The 18119-nt window shown below is 72.4% G+C and carries 11 protein-coding genes; 2 read left to right on the top strand and 9 right to left on the bottom strand.

Going from position 1 to position 18119, the window contains the following annotated elements; genetic code table 11:
* Positions 1 to 31: 31 nt before the first annotated feature.
* From ABIA35_RS29390 to ABIA35_RS29415, 6 genes are all read right to left on the bottom strand, one after another.
* The gene (locus tag ABIA35_RS29390; RefSeq protein WP_370359991.1) at positions 32 to 2854 is read right to left on the bottom strand and encodes a hypothetical protein; all 2823 of its coding nucleotides are present in this window, start codon (positions 2852 to 2854) and stop codon (positions 32 to 34) included.
* Positions 2854 to 6156, bottom strand: coding sequence for an FtsX-like permease family protein (locus tag ABIA35_RS29395; protein WP_370359992.1), 3303 nt, complete (start codon positions 6154 to 6156; stop codon positions 2854 to 2856). The genes ABIA35_RS29390 and ABIA35_RS29395 overlap by 1 nt, the downstream gene beginning before the upstream one ends.
* A gap of 89 nt (positions 6157 to 6245) precedes the next feature.
* The gene (locus tag ABIA35_RS29400) at positions 6246 to 7331 is read right to left on the bottom strand and encodes an ABC transporter ATP-binding protein (RefSeq protein ID WP_370342199.1); all 1086 of its coding nucleotides are present in this window, start codon (positions 7329 to 7331) and stop codon (positions 6246 to 6248) included.
* A gap of 63 nt (positions 7332 to 7394) precedes the next feature.
* Complete coding sequence (locus ABIA35_RS29405) at positions 7395 to 8282, bottom strand: carbohydrate ABC transporter permease (protein WP_370342197.1); 888 nt, start codon at positions 8280 to 8282, stop codon at positions 7395 to 7397.
* Positions 8279 to 9718, bottom strand: a complete 1440-nt coding sequence (locus ABIA35_RS29410; protein ID WP_370342196.1) for an ABC transporter permease subunit — start codon at positions 9716 to 9718, stop codon at positions 8279 to 8281. The genes ABIA35_RS29405 and ABIA35_RS29410 overlap by 4 nt, the downstream gene beginning before the upstream one ends.
* Positions 9719 to 9720: 2 nt before the next feature.
* Positions 9721 to 11121 carry an ABC transporter substrate-binding protein gene (locus ABIA35_RS29415; protein ID WP_370359993.1) on the bottom strand — a complete coding sequence of 467 codons (1401 nt, stop codon included), beginning with the start codon at positions 11119 to 11121 and terminating at the stop codon, positions 9721 to 9723.
* A gap of 212 nt (positions 11122 to 11333) precedes the next feature.
* Here ABIA35_RS29415 and ABIA35_RS29420 point away from each other — a divergent pair, with 212 nt between their 5' ends.
* Positions 11334 to 12521, top strand: coding sequence for an ROK family protein (locus tag ABIA35_RS29420; RefSeq protein WP_370342193.1), 1188 nt, complete (start codon positions 11334 to 11336; stop codon positions 12519 to 12521).
* 16 nt (positions 12522 to 12537) lie between these two features.
* On the opposite strand, the gene ABIA35_RS29425 is transcribed toward ABIA35_RS29420, so the two are convergent.
* Entirely contained in the window at positions 12538 to 13731 is a 1194-nt protein-coding gene (locus ABIA35_RS29425) for a lipid-transfer protein (protein ID WP_370342191.1), read from the bottom strand.
* 62 nt (positions 13732 to 13793) lie between these two features.
* Complete coding sequence (locus ABIA35_RS29430) at positions 13794 to 16040, bottom strand: acyl-CoA dehydrogenase (protein WP_370359994.1); 2247 nt, start codon at positions 16038 to 16040, stop codon at positions 13794 to 13796.
* A gap of 50 nt (positions 16041 to 16090) precedes the next feature.
* Here ABIA35_RS29430 and ABIA35_RS29435 point away from each other — a divergent pair, with 50 nt between their 5' ends.
* Positions 16091 to 16711: a class I SAM-dependent methyltransferase gene (locus ABIA35_RS29435; RefSeq protein ID WP_370342190.1), complete on the top strand. Its 621-nt coding sequence runs from the start codon at positions 16091 to 16093 to the stop codon at positions 16709 to 16711.
* Between the two features lie 4 nt (positions 16712 to 16715).
* On the opposite strand, the gene ABIA35_RS29440 is transcribed toward ABIA35_RS29435, so the two are convergent.
* Positions 16716 to 18056: an RNA polymerase sigma factor gene (locus ABIA35_RS29440; RefSeq protein ID WP_370359995.1), complete on the bottom strand. Its 1341-nt coding sequence runs from the start codon at positions 18054 to 18056 to the stop codon at positions 16716 to 16718.
* Positions 18057 to 18119: the final 63 nt, after the last annotated feature.

The following is an 18119-nucleotide window of genomic DNA, read 5'->3' on the forward strand; positions in this document are numbered from 1 at the left end:
TCATCGCCAACTCCTTCCCCCCGACGGCCCGTCATTCGAACTCGGCTGCGCGCAAACGCACCGAGGCCCGCTCTCGGCGCCGCAGCGCGGCTTCCAGCACGACCCCGCCGACAGTGCAGACGGCGACCACGCCGATGACGGGTACCAGCCACCCGTCCCTCGGCACGCCCGGAACCTGGGCACCAAGCAGCGGCGCGAACGACGCTCCCATCGCCAGGCCGCCGGCTGTCGCCAGGGCCAACAGCGGCAGCGTAGTAGCGGGACCGAGCAGCCGCCCCCCGCTTTCGGAAAGACCTAGGACTCGAAGTAGCAGAGCACTGTCACGAGCCGCAGAACGACTTCCCGCCATCGTCTGCGCCAGGCACAGCAGACCGAAACCGACCGACAGCAGCTCGGCCATGCGCAGCACGGCGTGGGCGGCGGTGGTGCGGCCGTCCGCGTAACCTGCGGCGGAGGCCTGCGCGTAGGAGCCGGACGGGAAATAGGACTGGACCCCCGGCAACGCACGCAGGGCTTTGATATCAGGATGCCCCGTCACCCAGACCGCGTCCGGCTTCACTGCCTTGGCGCCCATCTGATCGGCGGGCAGCACCACGTATCCGGGCCCGTATTCACCGGCGATCACCGAGGCGGTCGGCAGGTCGGCGGCGGCCACGAAGTCCACCTCGACGGTCTCGGCGGGCAGCGCCAGCGTGGCGTGCGTCCCGACCAGGCCCGCCAGGCCCGGCGAGACAAGCGCGGTCACCGTGCCGGGCCGGCTGGGCCGCATCGGCCAGTCGGCGGGCACCTGGCCGGACCGCCCTCCGGACTCGCTCGCGGCGCGCCGGGTCAGGGCCCGCAGTCCGCCGGAGTCGGCCGCCAGGACCGCGACGTTCGCCGGCGCCGAGGCCACGCCCGAGATCCCCGCCGCGCCCACGAACGCGGTCAGCACCTGCCCCGCCCCCGGGACAGCGGCGGCCTTGGCGGCGAACCCGGCGGGCAGGGACACCGTGGCGCCGCCGTTCAGCGCGATCGCCGAGGGATCGGGGATCGCCTCGACCCGGGCGCCGGCGCCGACCGCGTACAGCGCGTCGTCCCGCACGCCCTGGGTCACCGCGGAATCCAGGCGCGCGGCGAAGGTCGCGGCCGCCGTGGCCACGACCAGACCGGCCAGCGGCGCGGCCAGCACGCGGACCCGCCGGCCGGCCAGCGCGGCCGCGACGAACGACAGCGCCCCGCGCCGCCGCCTGGCGACCGCGAACGGCACCGACCACAGCACGGGGACCAGGCGCACCACCACCAGCGCCGCGGCGAACGCCAGCAGCGCCGGAGCCGCGATCGCCAGCCAGTCGAAGGACCCTGATCCACTCTGCGTGCCGCGGCTGCGCAGCACGCCGACGGCCGCCGCGGCGCCGAGCGGCACCGCGATGTCGCGGACCAGCCGGGGGATCCGCGCGGCGGCATCGGCGCCGGGACCAGCACCGGCACCGCCATCGGCCGGCTCGCGGCGCGCCGCACCGGGCTGATCGGGATGGGCCGCGACCCGGCCGAAGACCGAGGCCACCCCGGCCAGCGTCACCAGCACCGCGCCCGGCCAAGCGCGGACGGTCCCGGCCGCGGCGACGCCCGCCACCGTGGCGCCCAGGACCCCCGCCGCCGCACCGAACGCGACGACGAGCCCCGACTGCGCCGCGAACCGCAGCGCAAGCCGTCCCGGCGCCGCTCCGCGCGCTTTGCACAGCACGATCTCGGACGCGCGCCGGGTGACGACGGTCCGCAGCATCAGGAAGGACGCCGCGAGCGCCCCGGCCAGCGTCGCGCCGAGCACGACGTAGTCCAGCATCCGCGCCTGCCGCTCGACGGAGAGCGCGTTCCCGACGAGGACGTCGAGCCGGGTCTTGGCCTCCACCGGGAACGGATGGCCGCCGGGGTCCTGCAACGCCAGCCCCTGCCCGCCGACGATCGTGCGGTGCACCGCGTCGGACAGCGCGGCCAGGGCCGAGACGTGGACCCGCGACGGATCCACGGCGAACTCGATGGTCGTGCTGCTGCGGCCGGTCCCGGGCACCAGGCTCATGGCGTCCACGTCGGCGACCGAGGGCAGCAGCAGGTCCACCCGCCAGACGCTCTGGGGCTGGGCGCACGAAGGATCGTTGACGTAGTAGCCCTCGACGGGGTCGTCGTACCCGCAGATGGTGCCCAGGCCCAGGCCTTGGGCGTCGGGGGCGTACCGCCAGAACACGGCGTCGCCGGGATCGTCGGCGGCGTAGAGCCCGGTGATGGTGTAGGTGATGTCCTCCCGGCCGCCGGCGTACCTGCCGGCCGTCTTCAGCACCGACCCGACGTGCAGGCCCAGGGCGTCGGCGGCGGTCTTGCTGATCGCCGCCGACGTCGTGATGGTGGCCTGCGGCGGGTAGCCGTTGACGTCGTGGATGGAGCTCTGGGCAGACGGGGCAACGCCCTGGACGAAGCGGACGCGGCTCTCGTAGCCGGGCAGCGCGGCGCCCTGGAGGTGCACGGGCATGCCCTTCGGCCCCGCCAGATGCATGATCGGGAACTCGCCGGAGCTCACGACACTGATATCGGTGGCGCTCACCAGCCCCGACAACTGCGGCGGCATGGCGGCCCGCGACGCGGCCGCCACGGACTCCATGAAGGCGTTGCTGTACTGCTGATCGCTGGGCGCGGTCAGGGTCACGTCCCGGTCCAGGCTGCCCGCCCCGCCGACGGCGTCGTCGACGATCGCCCGGTCCGAGCGGCTGATCTGGTACGGGACCGCGGCGGCGGTGGCCGCCGTCGCCCCGGCGAACAGCGCGAGCAGGACCAGCGTTCCGCGCACCCGCGCCGCCTCGCCCCACCACCGCGGCCGGTGCATCAGCCCACCTCCGCACGCATCGAGGCGCGCACGCTGAACGCAAAAGCGACCAGGATCGCCACCGCGCCGAACACCGCAGCCACGGCCCCGGCCAGGCCGAGCGCGGGCCAGTCGTAGACCCGGACCGGCGGCGGGATCGGCGGTGCCCCGGAGGGCGTGAACACCATCAGCTTGAACTCCGATCGCAGGGCCAGGGCGCCCAGGCCGAGGCCGGCCAGGGCGCCGAGCAGCGCGACGCCGGCCTGTTCGGCCAGCAGCAGGACGGCCGCGCGGCGGCGGGTCAGCCCGAGCGCGGCCAGCACCGCGAGTTCCCGGGCCCGCTCGCGCAGCGTGGAGACGGTGTGCAGGGCCAGACCGAGCAGGACGAAGGCGAGCGCGGCCAGCGTGCCGAGTTTCAGGGTCAGGCTGAAGCCCGCCGCGAACGGGTAGTCGCGCAGCGCCTTCTCCTCGGTGGCGCGGTCGTCGACCGTCGCGGGCTGGGAGAGGTGGGCAGCGGTCAGGGTATTGCGATAGCGGCCGGCGAGGTCCGAGGCATCGGTCCCGCCGCCGGTGTCGGCCCACCATTCGCCGGTCAGCGGTGCGAGCTGCTGCCCGGCGGCCCCCGGGCCGGCCGAGGCCCGCTCCGCCTCGCGGTCCAGCAGGCCGATCGGGACGATGAGCGCGTCCTGGCCGTCGGCCCCGGATCCGGGCGCGGCGGCGATCGCGGCCACGAAGCGCAGGGTCACCGGCTGGGAGAAGGCGCCGGTGGCGAAGGTGTCGCCGACGTGCTTGTCCAGGGCGGCCAGCAGGTGCTGGGTGGCGATCGCCGGGACGATCAGGGGGCCGCCGTTCCCGCTGTTCCCGTTGCTCCCGCTGTTCCCGGCCTTGGTGAGCTGTAGGACCTGGACCGGAGCCGATGCGGTACCGGGCTTCGCCGGGGCGGTGGAATCGGAGACCACGGAGGCGACGGCCGGTGCGGTGAACGCCATGCCGGCGGGGATGGTCACCGGGTTCTCGTCGGCGCGGAGTCCGGCGACTTTCAGCGTGCCGATGGGACAGGCCGGAGCCGTCGACGCCTCTGACAGGGCACTGATGCTGATCGGGTAGGCGATGTTCTTGCCGCTGTCGACGAGTGTTCCGGTCAGCGTGTGCGTTGCATTGTCGGGAGTGTCGATGGTGCCGAGAACCGCTTCGCCGGGGTAGCCGTAGGCGTCGGTGAACTGTGCGGTGACCTTCAGAGGGCCCGGATCACAGGTGCTGTTCGCTTTCGGGCTGTAGGCGAGGTCGGCGCTCAGGCGGCTCGGCGCGCCGGGCAGCGGGATCGCGACAGCGCCGTGCGCGTCCCAGCCGTCCTTGGCCAGCAGGGCACTAACATTCGGCCAGCTCCTCCCGCCGGCCAGATCTTGACGGAGGTCGAGGACTCCGTTGGAGCGGGCCGGATCCAGGCCGATCACGGCGGCCGTCGGCGTGGTCTCGTCGAGCCCCTGGGACGTCGCGGCCTGGTCGGCACGGACCATGCGGTAGGGCGCGCGCAGGGCGACGAAGCCGGCGCCGGTGCCGGGCGTGGCCGCGAGCGCGTGGACGGTCTCGGGCCCGGTGGACACCAGGCCCGCGACGCGCACCTGCGCTCCGACCGCGAAACCGGCCTGGTCGGCGTCCGAGCGGGCGGCCGAGGAGAGCAGGACGCCGGCCTGCACGCCGATGGCGACAGCGAGCACCAGGAGCGCCATCGGCAGGGCCTGGGTGCGGGCGGCCCGGCCCAGACGCCAGCCGACCAACGCCGCGAGCGTGCCCTTGCCGTGCGCGGCGAACCGGCCGGCCGGCGCCGCCGCGAACGGCAGGAGCCGCAGGACGATCAGCGCCCCGGCGAACAGCAGCACCGCGGGCGCCACCACCTGCGGCCAGGGCAGCGCGCCGGTGCGCGCCGTGTCGTCGCCGGCCTGGAACAGCTCCCAGAGGGCGGCCAGGCCGAAGGCCAGGACCGCCAGATCGATGGTCGCGCGCTGCAAGGCGGTGCGCAGCGTGGACCGGCGGCGGACCCGGGCGACGGTGCTGTATCCGAGCGCGGAGCGGGTGCCGACCGCGCCGAGCAGGACCGCGGCCAAGACCGCGCCGATCAGCGCGACCACCCATTGCGCGGTCTCGATGTGGTCGGCACCGTCCACGACCCCTGCGACACCGGAGTCCCCGTGCGCCCACGCCGCGCCGATGCGCTGCTCCAGCCACCGCGCCGCCCACGGCGCCAGCGCGGCGCAGGGCAGCGCGAGTGCGAGCCCTTCGCCGATCTGCACGCGGCCCAGCTCGCGGACGGAGGAACCCCGGGCGCGCAGCAGGCCGTCCATGGCGTGGCGGCGGTCGGCCAGGGCCCGCGCGATCTGCGCCAGCGCGGCCGCGGACAGCACCCCCAGCTCGGCGGCCACCAGCCACTCCAGGCGCACGCTGACCGCCGTCACCCCGACCAGCGCGGCCATGCGCGGCGCCAGCTGGTCGTTCAGGGCGGCGGTGAAGTCGCCGTCCGGCGAGGAGGTGCTCGGCACCCACGCGTCGAAGGCGGCGAGCTGGGCGGCGAACAGCGGCAGCCGGCCGGCCGGGAAGCCCGCGGGATCGGGCGTCGCCGAGACGGCGGCCTGCGTCAGCAGGATGTCGGGCCGCGCGGTGACGGACGCGTCGACCAGGACCGGCGCCTCGTCGCCGTCGTGCAGCCAGAAGCGGTCGGCGGGATCCACAGGCTGGTAGACGCCGGTGATGCGGAAGGTGAGGGCGCTGGAGGAGTCCCAGCCGGACCGGGTGGCCACGGTGTCGCCGACGTGCCAGTGATGGAGAGTGAGGGCCGACTCGGAGACGACGGCCGAGAAGGCTGTCGTGGCGGCCGTATTCGCGGTCGTGGGTGCGGCGGTCGGCCACGTCCCCTGAAGCAGCCGCGCCTTGTCCTTCAGAGCTCCGCTGGACCAGAACGCGACGGCGTCGGTGCTGGAGATGCTGGAGTTGAGGAGAACGTAGGGCCCTGACACCACCGTGGTGTCCACTTCCGAACCGACGCCGGCGAACGCGGCGGCGACGTGCTGACGCAGCTGCGCGAAGAAGGCGGCGCGCTGATCGGGCGTCGCCTCCCACTGTGTCCCGGATCCGTAGACCACGCGGACCGTCCGCGTATCCGGCGCCATCGCCTTGAGCGCGGTGCGCACCGACGCGGCGCGCACCGCCGAAGCGTGCATCCCGATGAGGGTGACCAGCACCAGCGCCGGCAGGAGCACCGCCACAGCGGCAGCGAGCATGGCGCGCTGGTGCACGGCCCGGCGGAGCAGGAGGCGGGGTGCGGTCATGCGGGTTAGGACGGGGAAGGGCCCGCGGGTCGTTGCGGGTGTTACCGAACGGTGATCAAGGCAGGGGCCTCATACGCGGCACCAGCGCCTCAATCCGGCAGCCGCGCCCCGCTCCCGGCGTCGAACAAATGCAGCGCCGCCCCGGCCCGCACGCCGAGCACCACGCTCTCCCCCTTCGCCGGCACCGGACCGTTCGTGTGCCGCACCACCAGGTCGCTCTCCTCGCCGTCGACCATGGTCCGCGCCGTCACCAGGTAGTCGCGGCCGGTGTCGCGCACCAGCACGGCGGTCGCGCGGATGCCCTCGGCCTCGGCGCCGATCGACAGGTCCTCCGGGCGGACGCCGATCACCACCCGGTTGCCGGTCAAAGCTGAGGTTTGCGTTGAGGTGAGCGCGACGGCCAGTCCGCCGAGGCGTGCCACGCCGTCGGCGGCGATCGCGGTCGCCAGGTTCATGCCCGGCTCGCCGAGGAACTGCGCCACCGCGATGGTGGCCGGCTTGCTGAAGACCTCCGCCGGGGTGCCGACCTGCTGGACCCGGCCGGTGTCCAGGACGGCGATCCGGTCCGCGATCGACCAGGCGTCGACCGAGCTGCACGTCGCGTACAGCGTGGTGATGCCCAGCTCGCGCTGCAGGGCCGCGATCGGCGAGCGCCCGCGCATCATCAGCGGGACGCCGGAGCCCGCGAGCGGCTCGTCCAGGCAGACCACGTCCGGACGGCGGACGATCGCCCGCGCCATCGTGGTGCGCTGGCGCACGTCGTAGCCCACCGCGTCGGGCTTGCTGTTCAGGTGGTCCGCGACGCCGCAGAGCTCCGCGACCTGCTGGACCCGGGCCGCCGCGGACTTCACCGAGCTCTTGCGCATGGTCAGCGGCAGCGCGATGTTCTCCCGGATGGTCTGGTTCGGGAACAGGGCGAAGCCCTGGAAGATCATCGAGACGCCGCGCTTGTCCGGGGCGGTGCGGCCGACGTCCTTGCCGCCGATCAGCACCGTGCCCCGGTCCATCGGCTCCAGCCCCGCCAGCATGCGCAGCAGGGTGCTCTTGCCGCTGCCGGAGGGGCCGGTCAGGACGAGGAGCTCGCCGTCTCGGACGTCGATGCTGACGCCGTCGACGGCGGGCCGCCACGCCCCGTGGAACACCCTCGTGGCGCCGAGGAAACGGACGTCCGCCACGGTCGTGCGCTCTCCTGCCTTCGTTCGTCGCTGTGGTTCCGGCCTGGTCAGCCTGGTTCGCTGCTAGCCCTTGACCGAGCCGGCCATGAGTCCTTGGACGAAGTATCTCTGGAAAGCGAAGAAGACCACGAGGGGCACGGACAGCGACAGGAAGGCGCCGGGCGCCAGGATGTCGATGTTGCTGCCGAACTGGCGCATGTTGGACTGCAGCGCCACGGTCAGCGGCTGCGTCTTCGCGTTGGAGAAGACCAGCGCCACCAGCAGGTCGTTCCAGACCCACAGGAACTGGAAGATGGCCAGCGAGGCGATGGCCGGCAGGCCCAGCGGGACGATCACCTTGCGGAAGATCGTCCATTCGCTGCCGCCCTCCATCCGGGTGGCCTCCAGCAGCTCGCGCGGGATCGCCGCGAAGAAGTTGCGCAGGAGGTAGATGGCGAACGGCAGGCCGAAGCCGACGTGGAACAGGACCACGCCCAGGATCGTGCCGAAGATGTGCAGGTTGCGGTACAGCGAGGCCACCGGCAGCAGCGCCACCTGGATCGGCACCACCATCAGGCCGACCACCACCACGAACAGCCAGTCCCGGCCCCGGAAGTCGATCCAGGCGAAGGCGTAGGCCGCGAGCGCGCCGAGGAACACCACCAGGGCGGTGGCCGGCACGGTGATCAGGACCGTGTTCCACAGCGACTGGATGATGCCGTGGTTGGCGAACAGGGTGGTGTAGTCCTTGAAGGTGAGCTGCGCCGGGTGCGAGAAGACCGTCCACCAGCCGCTGTCGCTGATGTCGGAGGCCTTGCGCAGCGAGCTGATGAACAGCCCGAGCGTCGGGATCAGCCAGACGACGCCGACCGCCAGCACGATCAGGTAGATCGCGCCGCCGCTGAGCCGCTTGGCGACGCGGGTGCCGACCGGGACGTGGCCGGGCACTGCGACAGGACGCGTGACACTCATCGCCCGCCCTCCTTCCGTTCGTTGCGCAGGCGGCGGATGTTGAAGTACATGGCCGGCAGCACCAGCACGTACAGGAACACCCCGATCGCGCTGCCCAGGCCCTGGTCCGCGCCGCCGCCGAACGAGACGTTCCACATCTGCACGGCCAGCACGTTCGCATTCGGCAGCGTGGATCCGGGGGCGATGACGTACACCAGGTCGAAGACCTTCAGGACATTGATGATCTGGGTGACCATCACCACCAGCAGCACCGGCGCCAGCAGCGGCACGGTGATGCGCCAGAACACCTGTCTGTCATTGGCCCCGTCCACGCGCGCGGCCTCTTGCAGCTCACGCGGGATCGAGGCGAGCCCGGCGGCGATCAGCACCATCGCGAAGCCGGCCCAGATCCACAGATAGGAGGCGATGATCGCCGGTGTCACCAGAGACGGTCCGAGCCATTGGATGCCCCGGTACGGCTGAGCGAAGTTGCCGCCTGGCAGTTCTAGTCTGTAGCTATCACCGGGTTTCAGCCCCTTGATGGTGAACGTGCCGTCGTTGTGCGCCGAGGCCGATCCGGCGCTCTTGCCGGTCGCGGCGTCGATCGCCTTGACCGAGATCCCCGGCATGCCCTTCTTGCCGGCGTCCAGGTGGTTCGGCGTGCCCCCGCCGCCGTAGATGATGTCCAGCCAGACCGTGCCCTCGATCTGGTCCGCGGCCGGGGCCGCGCTCGGGGCCGCGGCCTGCGCCGCCTTGCCGGGCAGGTTCGCCGCCTGGATGCCGACCAGCGGCAGCTGCGCGACCGAGCCGGCCTGGAAGGTCTGCACCGAGGTGAACGATCCGGCCGTGCCGGGCTTGGCGGTGACCGGACGGGGCCGCGCGCCGGGGTACTTCGACGAGGGCGCGAAGGTGTCGTGCACCCCGACGGCCACCGCGTTGGCCACGCCCTGGTGCGGGTCCTGCTGGTAGACCAGCTCGAAGATGACGCCGGCGGCCAGGAAGGAGATGGCCATCGGCATGAAGATGACCGCCTTGAACGCGGTGGACCAGCGGATCTTCTCGGCCATCAGCGCGAACATCAGGCCCAGCGCGCAGGCCACGGTCGGCGCGCAGACGACCCAGATGACGTTGTTCTTCAACGCGGTCAGCGTCGCCGAGTCCGTGAACAGGGTGTGGTAGTTGTGCAGCCCCACCCACTTGGAGCCGTCGGCGTTGTGCAGGCTGAGCCAGACCGAGTCGATCGCCGGCCAGATGATGATGGCCGCCAGGATGACCGCGGCCGGGATCAGGAAGCCGGCCCGGACCCGGACAGGTATTCGCAGGGGACTGCGACCGTGTTCGGCCAGCGGATGCGGATGCGGGTGCGACCCGGGCCCGGGGCCGGGGGCGCTGGGGGAAGGCGGTCCCGCCGCCGGGATGGACCCGGCGGCGGGCACCGCGGACAGGGGCTCGTCCATGGCTACTGCCAGGTCTCCTTCGCCGCGTCCTTCTCCAGCTGCGCGGCGGTGCCGTTGATGTCGCCGTTGCTCAGGAAGTCCTGCAGGTCCTTCCACTCCCCGGCGCCCTTGGTGCCGCCGAAGCCGACCGGGGCCTGGTCGGACATGTCGAACCGGAAGCCGCTGCCGGCGCTGACCAGCATCTGCGCCTCGGCGCGGGTGGTGTCGTCGGGGTAGGACGACATCGGCACGCTCTTGTTCGGCGAGACGAAGCCGCCGGCCGACGCCCACGCCTCGGCCGCCTCCGGCGAGGCCAGGAACTGGATGAACGCCATCGTCGCCGGGTTGTCGTTGGTGGCCAGCGCGGCGTCGCCGCCGCCGACGACGAAGTCGGTCAGCGAGCCGGCCGCCGGGAAGGCGAAGAACTTGGCGTCGGTGCCGAGCTTGGCCTGGGTCGTCGAGGTGATGACCGAGCCGGAGAAGTCGCCCTCGTAAACCATGGCGGCCTTCGGCGGGCTCTTGAAGGTCTGGGTGACCGAGTCGTTGAACGAGGTCTGGAGCGCCCCGGACTTGCCGCCGGCCATGAACTGGTCGTTGCCGAACAGCTGCTTCAGCGTGGTCAGCGCCTGGATGACCGAGGGGTCGGTCCAGGGGATCTGGTGGTGCGCGAGCTTGTCGTAGTTGTCCGGGCCCGCCTCGGACAGGTAGACGTTCTCGAACCAGTCGGTGAGCGTCCAGCCGTCCGCGCCGCCGACCGAGACCGGGGTGATGCCGGCGTCGGAGAGCGTCTGGCAGTCCTTCAGGAAGTCGGCCCAGGTCTTCGGCGGGGTGATGCCGGCCTGCGAGAACTGCGCGGTGTTGTACCAGAACGTCGACTTGTTCGCGGCCTTGAACATGATCGAGTAGACCTGGCCGTTGACCGTGCCGAGCGTCTTCCAGCTCGGGTCGTAGTTCGCGTCGATCTCCGAGAGCACGTTCGCGGCCAGCGGCTTGATCTGCCCGGCCTTGGCGAACTCCGCGATCGCGCCGGGCTGGGCCAGCAGCGCCACGTCGGGGGCGCCGCCGCCGGCCAGCTTGCTGCGCAGGACGGTCGGCGTCTGGTCGCCGGCGCCCTGGTAGCTGACCTTGGCGTGGGTCTTGGCCGTGAAGGCGTCGATCACCTTCTGGAAGTCCTGCTGCTCCTGCCCGGACCACTCGGCGAGCACCTGGATCGACTTGCCGGAAAGGTCCGGCAGCGCGGGGCCGGACGCGGCGCCGCCGGCCGCCGAGGAGGACGACGAGGAGCCCGCCGAGGAGGAGGCCGACGAGGTCGAACCGGCCGCCGAGGGCTTGGAGGAGCTGGAGGAGCAGCCGGCCAGTGCCAGGCCGGAGGCCAGTCCGACGGCCATGACAACCGTGACGGACCGGTGGGAGCGAGCGCCCATGATCAGCCTTCTTTCGTCAACTCGAGTGAGGGAACTGTCGTCTTGCGAAGTGGGGCGGCGATGCCGGAAACGTAAAGGTGACGAAATGAAGGCGTCAAGCGTGTTGCGATTCTGTGATGGTCGAACAAATTCGACCGAACTAACCGGGGCTTCAACCCCTGTATTTGTTTGATCCTTGACTAATGGCGCCCCATCGCAGCATCCTCGCTGTCATGAGGACGCCACCCACGGAGTCCCGTGCCGAGCGCAGCCGACTGGCCGTCGTACGGCTGCTGCGCGAGCGCGGGACCATGAGCCGCGCCGACATAGCCCGCTCGGTCGGACTGTCCCGCTCCACGGTCTCCGGCATCATCGCCGCCCTGGTCGCCGACGACCTGGTGGTGGAGCTGGACGCGAAACTCGCCCCGGCCGGCGGCGGCGCCGGCCGCCCCGGGGCCGCGGTGATGCTCAACCCGGCCAGCGGCGAGGCGATCGGCGTCGACTTCGGCTACCGCCACGTCCACGTGATCATCGCCAACGTCGCGCACGCCGTCCGCATCGCCAAGTCGGTCCGCCTCCCGGTCGGCTACGACCCGGCCCAGGGCTTCGACACCGCGGCGGACCTGGTCCGCACCGCCATCGACGAGGCCGGCACCGACCCCAGCCGGATCCTGGGCGTGGGGGTGAGCGTGCCGGGGCCCTTCGACACCGACCGCGGCGTCCCCAGCTCCGGCATGCCCTCCCGCTGGGCCGGCATCCCCATCGCCGCCGAACTGGGCGCCCGCCTGAACCTCCCGGTCCTGGCCGACGGCGACACCCGCCTGGGCGCCCTGGCCGAACGCCGCTGGGGCGCGGCCCGGGGGTGCGACGAGTTCGTCTACATGAAGCTGCACGGCGGCGTCGGCGGAGCGTTCGTCTCCAACGGCCGACTGGCCCGCGGCGTGAACGGCGGCGCCGGCGAGATCGGCCACCTGGTGGTGGACGCCACCGGACCCCTGTGCCGCTGCGGCAACCGCGGCTGCCTGGAGACCTTCGTCGGCCTGCCGGTGGTGATGCGCGCCCTGGAACCCGCCTACGGCGACCGCCTCACCCTACGCAACGTCATCACCATGGCCTGGCAGGGCGACCGCGGCTGCATCAGGGCCCTGTCGGACGCCGGCACGATGGCCGGCCGCGCGGTGGGCATGCTCGGCAACATCCTGAACCCGCAGAGCGTGATCATCGGCGGCGCCCTGTCCGCCGCCGGCGAGCTGCTGATGGGCCCCCTGCGCGAGGCCGCGGCAGCGGCTTCACTGCCCCTGGCCGGGGACGCGATGACGATCCAGGTCGGCGCGCTGGGGCCGCAGGCCTGCGCGCTCGGGGCGGTGGCGATGGTGCTGGGCGAGACGGATCAGAAACTGATGGCGGCCTTAGGGTCTTAGGCCGCCATCAACCGCCTCAGGCTTTCCGCAGCAACGTCACCACCGCGGCCCCGCCGAGCCCGATGTTGTGCGCCAGCCCGACCCGCGCGCCTTCGACCTGCCGTGGTCCGGCCAGCCCCCGCAGGTGCCAGGAGATCTCGGCGCACTGCGCCAGTCCCGTCGCACCCAGGGGGTGGCCCTTCGAGATCAGGCCGCCGGAGGGGTTCACGACCCAGCGGCCGCCGTAGGTCGTGGCGCCGTCCTGGACCAGTTTGCCGCCTTCGCCCTCGCCGCACAGGCCGAGGGCCTCGTAGGTGATCAGCTCGTTGATCGAGAAGCAGTCGTGGAGCTCGATCACGTCGAGGTCCTCCGGTCCCAGGCCCGCGGCGTCGTACACCTTGCGGGCCGCGTCGCGGCTCATCGGGCGGCCGACGACGTCGATGCAGGTCCGGGTGTCGAATGCTTCCGCGGTGTCGGTGGCCATCGCCTGGGCGACGATCTCGATGGCCTGATCGGCCAGGCCGTGCTCGTCCACGAAGCGCTCGCTCGCCACCACCGCCGCGCCGGCGCCGTCGGAGGTCGGCGAGCACTGGAGCTTGGTCAGCGGGCGGTGGATCTCGCGGGAGTCCAGGATGTCCTGGACCGAGTACTCGTCCTGGAACTGGGCGTTGGGGTTGTGGACCGAGTGGCGGTGGTTCTTGGCGGCGACCATCGCCAGCTGCTCGGCGGTGGTGCCGTACTTCTCCATGTGCTCGCGCGCGGCGCCGCCGAAGATCTGCGCCGTCGGCGGGGTGGCCTCGAAGGAGTGCAGCTCGGCCATCAGCGTGTAGTGGCGGGCCAGCGGGGAGGCGGCGAAGTCGTCGTTGTTCATGCCGCCGCCGAGGGCGCCCTTCTTCATCTGCTCGAAACCCAGGGCCAGCACGCACTCGTTGAGGCCGCCGCGGACCCACTGCGCGGCCATCATCAGCGCGGTCGAGCCGGTGGCGCAGTTGTTGTTGACGTTGTAGACCGGCACGCCGGTCAGCCCCAGCTCGTAGGCGGCGCGCTGGCCGCAGGTCGAGGGGCCGAAGACGTAGCCGGCGGCCACCTGCTCGACCTGCTCGTAGCGCACGCCGGCATCCTCCAGTGCCGCGGTGCCGGCTTCGCGCGCCATGTCGAAGTACCGCCACTGGCGCGTCTCGGGCTTCTCGAACTTCGTCATGCCGACGCCGACGACGTAGACCTTGTTCACTGCCGCATCCCTTGTGTCAGAGTCCGGATTCCTACAGTTCAGCGCTGGTTCCAAGACACGCGCTAGTCGCGGGGCAGCCCGAGGATCCGCTCCCCGATCACGTTCAGCTGCACCTCGGTGGTCCCGCCGGCGATGGTCAGGCAGCGGCTGGACAGGAACGCCTGCGTCCACCCGGCGGCCGACCCCGCCTCCTCGGTCGCGCCCGCCCCGCCGAGCAGGTCCAGCCCGAGCTCGGCCACGTCCTGCGCGAGCTTCATCGAGATCAGCTTTCTGATGCTCGCCTCGGGCCCCTGCTCCATCCCGGACAGCTGGCGCAGCGTGGTCCGCAAGCCCAGCAGCGCCGCGGACTGCCCCTGGCAGACCAGCTCGCCGAGCCGCTGCGCCACCACCGGATCGATCGCCTCGCGCGAGGCCACCGAGCTGAGCAGCCCTTCCAGCGAACCGCCGAGGACCGGCCCGGAGGCCAGCGACACCCGCTCGTTCCCGAGGGTGTTGCGCGCCAGCGGCCAGCCGCCGTCCACCTCGCCGACCACCAGCTCGTCGGGCACGAACACGCCGTCGAGGAACACCTCGTTGAACATCGACGCGCCGGTGATCTCCCGCAGCGGCCGGACGTCCACGCCGGAGGACTTCATGTCGACCAGGAAGTACGTGATGCCCTCGTGCTTGGGCTTGTCAGGGCTCGTCCGCGCGATGCAGATCGCCCACTGCGCGAAGTTCGCGACCGACGTCCACACCTTCTGGCCGTCCAGCCGCCAGCCGCCCTCGACGCGCGTGGCCCGAGTGGTCAGCGCGGCGAGGTCGGACCCGGCGCCGGGCTCGCTGAAAAGCTGGCACCAGATGACCTCGCCGCGCAGGGTCGGCATCACGAAGCGCTCGCGCTGCGCGTCGGTGCCGTACTTGACCAGTGTCGGGACCACCCAGTTGCCGATGATGATGTCGGGCAGCCGCACCTTGGCGGCCGCCATCTCCTGCGCGATGACGATCTGCTCGACCGGCCCGGCCGAGAGGCCGTAGGGCTTGGTGAGGTAGGGAGCGGCGTAGCCGGTGGCGGCGAGTGCCTTGCGCTGCTCGGGCGGAGTCAGGTCTTTGACTCCCGCGAAGGCCTCACGGGCCGCTTCCCGGTAGGCGTCGGCCTCCTCGGGGAGTTCGACCTGGAGCTCCCGGCGGCGGCCGGCGGCCGTGAGGTCGGCGACGCGGGCACGCCAGCGGCTGGTCGGACCGTGGATCTGCCGCAGGCTCAGGGCTCGGCGAAGGTAGACGTGCGCGTCGTGTTCCCAGGTGAAGCCGATCCCGCCGAGCACCTGGACACAGTCCTTCGCGCATTCCACCGCGGCGTCCAAAGCGAGCGCCGCGGCGATGGCGATCGGCACCTCCGCGTCCTCGGCAGCCACCCCGGCTCCGGACCCGGCGACGTAGGCGGCGTCCCAGACCGCGCTGCGCGCCTGTTCCATGCGAGCGACCATGGCGGCACAGCGATGCTTGACGCCTTGGAACTGGCCGATCGGCTTGCCGAACTGGACGCGGACCTTCGCGTACTCGGCAGCGGTGCGCGTGCACCAGTCGGCGATGCCGACCGCTTCGGCGGACGCCAGGAGCGCGGCGATCCGGTCGAGCAGCGCGGTGGCGCCGACGATCACCTGGGTGCGGGGCACGAAGACGCGGCCGACGCTGACCTTCGCCACCCGCCGGGTCCGGTCCAGGGAGATCAGAGGGCTGATGGCCAGGTCGGCGGCGGGGACGAGCGCCTGGATCTCGGAGCCGTCGGAGCGGCGGGCGGTCAGCAGCAGCCAGTCGGCGAGCGCCGCGCCGATAACCGGTTCTACCTCTCCGGCGAGCAGGTATCCGCCTTCGATGGGCTCGGCGGCGATGGTGCCCGGATGGAGCGCGAGGGCGGCGGTGGCGCTGCCGTCGGCGAGCGCCGCGAGGATGTCGGCGGTGCCGGGGCCGCCCGCGGCGTGCAGGAACACCGCGGCGGTGACGGTCGGCAGCAGGGGCCCGGGCGTCGCGGCGCGGCCGGTCTCCTCCAGCGTCACCGCCAGGGGCAGCAGGCCGCCGAGGTGGGCGTCGTCGCCGCTGTCGCCGTCGTCACCGCCGTCGTCCGCCTCGGAGAGCTCGTCTCCGTAGAGCAGTCCCTGCTTCGCCAGATCGCCCCAGAACGCTGGGCGTTCCTCCTGCTCGGCGTCCAGCGCGGCGCGTACGGCGGACGGCGGCACGGCCCGCGCCAGCCACCCCCTGACCGCCTCGGCGAGGTCGCGGTGCTCACTGGTGATCCCTATGGAGCCGATTCCGGCGGTCACTGAAGCCACGTGGCGGATAGTAGAACACGTTTCAGTTATCCGGAAGATAGAGTGGCGCCATGGATCAACAGCTGCGCGCCGCCGCCGAGGCCGCCCCGGGCTTCATGCCCGCCGACGAGGGCCTGGCCCTGTACGAGGCGGCCGAGCGTGCCGCGAAGGTCGGCGACCTGCTGGAGATCGGGACGTACTGCGGCAAGTCGACCATCTACCTGGCCGCGGCGGCCGCCACCGCCGACCGCGTGGTGGTCACCGTCGACCACCACCGCGGCTCCGAGGAGCAGCAGCCGGGCTGGGAGTACCACGACCCGACGCTGGTGGACCCGGAAGTCGGCCTGATGGACACGCTGCCGGCGATGCGCCGCACCCTGCACGCGGCCGGCGTCGAGGACCGCGTGATCGCGGTCGTCGGCCGCTCCCCGGCCGTGGCCCGGCTCTGGAACACCCCGGTCGGCCTGTGCTTCATCGACGGCGGCCACACCGACGAGCACGCGCGGGGCGACTACGAGGGCTGGGCGCACCACGTCGCCCCGGACGGCCTGCTGGTCATCCACGACGTGTTCCCGAACCCCGAGGACGGGGGCCAGGCACCGTACCGGATCTACCTGCGGGCGCTGGAGTCGGGCGACTTCGTCGAGGAGTCGGTCACCGGGTCGCTCAGGGTGCTGCGACGGGTGGAGTAGTCGCCTACTCCCCCAGCTCGGCGAGTTTGCCGCGCAGCACGGCCTGCTCGCGCTCGTTGCCGCAGAGCTTGATCGCGTGCTCCAGCTCCACCCGCGCTTCGTCGAGGCGTGCCAGCTGGATCAGCAGCTCGCCGCGCACGCTCGGCAGCAAGTACGAGTTCGCCAACGCGCCGTCCTCCACCAAAGCGTCCACGAAATCCAGCGCGGCGGCGGGACCGCCGGCCATGGAGACCGCGACCGCGCGGTTGAGGTCGACCACCGGCGAAGGTGCCAGGCGGCTCAGCGCGTCGTAGAGGGCGACGATGCGCTCCCAGTCGGTGGTCTTGACCGAGCCGGCGACGGCGTGGCACTCGGCGATCATCGCCTGCAGCCCGTACGCGCCCACGCCCCGGCCGCCCTGCTGAGCCCGGGCCAGCGCGGCGCGGCCGCGCCGGATCGCGGCCTGGTCCCACCGGCTCCGGTCCTGGTCGGCCAGCAGCACCGGCTCGCCGTCCGGACCGACGCGGGCCGGGAAGCGCGCGGCGGTCAGCTCCGTCAGCGCCAGCAGCCCGTGGACCTCCGGCTCGTCCGGCATCAGGCGGGTCAGGATGCGCGCCAGCCGCTGCCCCTCGCCGGCCAGGTCCAGGCGCATCAGCGCGTCGCCGGCACTGGCCGACGAGCCCTCGGTGAAGATCAGGTAGACCACGCTGAGCACCGACCCCAACCGCTCGGCCCGCTGCTCCGGCGGCGGCACCTCGAAGGGCACCCCGGCCGCGGCCAGCGCCTTCTTCGCGCGGGTGATGCGCGCCTGAACCGTCGCGGTCGGCACGAGGAAGGCCTTCGCGATCTCGTCGCTGGTCAGACCGCCGACCACGCGCAGCGTGAGCGCGATGCGGGCCTCGCGCGAGAGCACCGGATGGCAGGAGACGAACATCAGGGCGAGCAGGTCGTCGTCGATCTGGTCCGGATCCCACTGCACAGCCTCGCCGGCGCGCACCGGATCGAGCGGCTCCCCACCGGTGGCCACACCACCCTCGCCGAGCTCCTGAGCCAGGACCGCGTACTTGCGGTCCTGCACGGCATGGCGGCGGAAGTGGTCGATCGCACGCCGCCGGCCGACAGTGAGCAACCACCCGGCCGGATGCCGCGGCACGCCCTCGCGCGGCCACGTGACCAGCGCCTCGGCGAGCGCCTCTTGCGCGACGTCCTCGGCGAGGGCGAAGTCGCCGGTGTAGCGCGCCAGGGCGCCGACGATGCGGGCCGACTCGATGTGCCAGACGGCGGCCACGGCGGCGCGGCCGGTGGGGTCGGTGGCGCTGGCGGCGCTGGCGCCGGCGCCAGGGCTGGTGCTGCTGCCGTCGCTCATCGCACCTCCCACGCCCGGCTGCGACCAGAGGCGGCGACCGGGCCGAAGCCCTCGCCGCCGCCC

The sequence above is a fragment of the Catenulispora sp. MAP12-49 genome, assembly GCF_041262705.1.
Classification (GTDB): domain Bacteria; phylum Actinomycetota; class Actinomycetes; order Streptomycetales; family Catenulisporaceae; genus Catenulispora.

What these genes read in the sequence shown, in the direction of transcription:
- ABIA35_RS29390 (WP_370359991.1), bottom strand. Translation starts at nt 2,854, where the DNA reads ATGCACCGGCCGCGGTGGTGGGGCGAGGCGGCGCGGGTGCGCGGAACG.
- ABIA35_RS29395 (WP_370359992.1), bottom strand. Translation starts at nt 6,156, where the DNA reads ATGACCGCACCCCGCCTCCTGCTCCGCCGGGCCGTGCACCAGCGCGCC.
- ABIA35_RS29405 (WP_370342197.1), bottom strand. Translation starts at nt 8,282, where the DNA reads ATGAGTGTCACGCGTCCTGTCGCAGTGCCCGGCCACGTCCCGGTCGGC.
- ABIA35_RS29410 (WP_370342196.1), bottom strand. Translation starts at nt 9,718, where the DNA reads ATGGACGAGCCCCTGTCCGCGGTGCCCGCCGCCGGGTCCATCCCGGCG.
- ABIA35_RS29415 (WP_370359993.1), bottom strand. Translation starts at nt 11,121, where the DNA reads ATGGGCGCTCGCTCCCACCGGTCCGTCACGGTTGTCATGGCCGTCGGA.
- ABIA35_RS29420 (WP_370342193.1), top strand. Translation starts at nt 11,334, where the DNA reads ATGAGGACGCCACCCACGGAGTCCCGTGCCGAGCGCAGCCGACTGGCC.
- ABIA35_RS29435 (WP_370342190.1), top strand. Translation starts at nt 16,091, where the DNA reads ATGGATCAACAGCTGCGCGCCGCCGCCGAGGCCGCCCCGGGCTTCATG.
- ABIA35_RS29440 (WP_370359995.1), bottom strand. Translation starts at nt 18,056, where the DNA reads ATGAGCGACGGCAGCAGCACCAGCCCTGGCGCCGGCGCCAGCGCCGCC.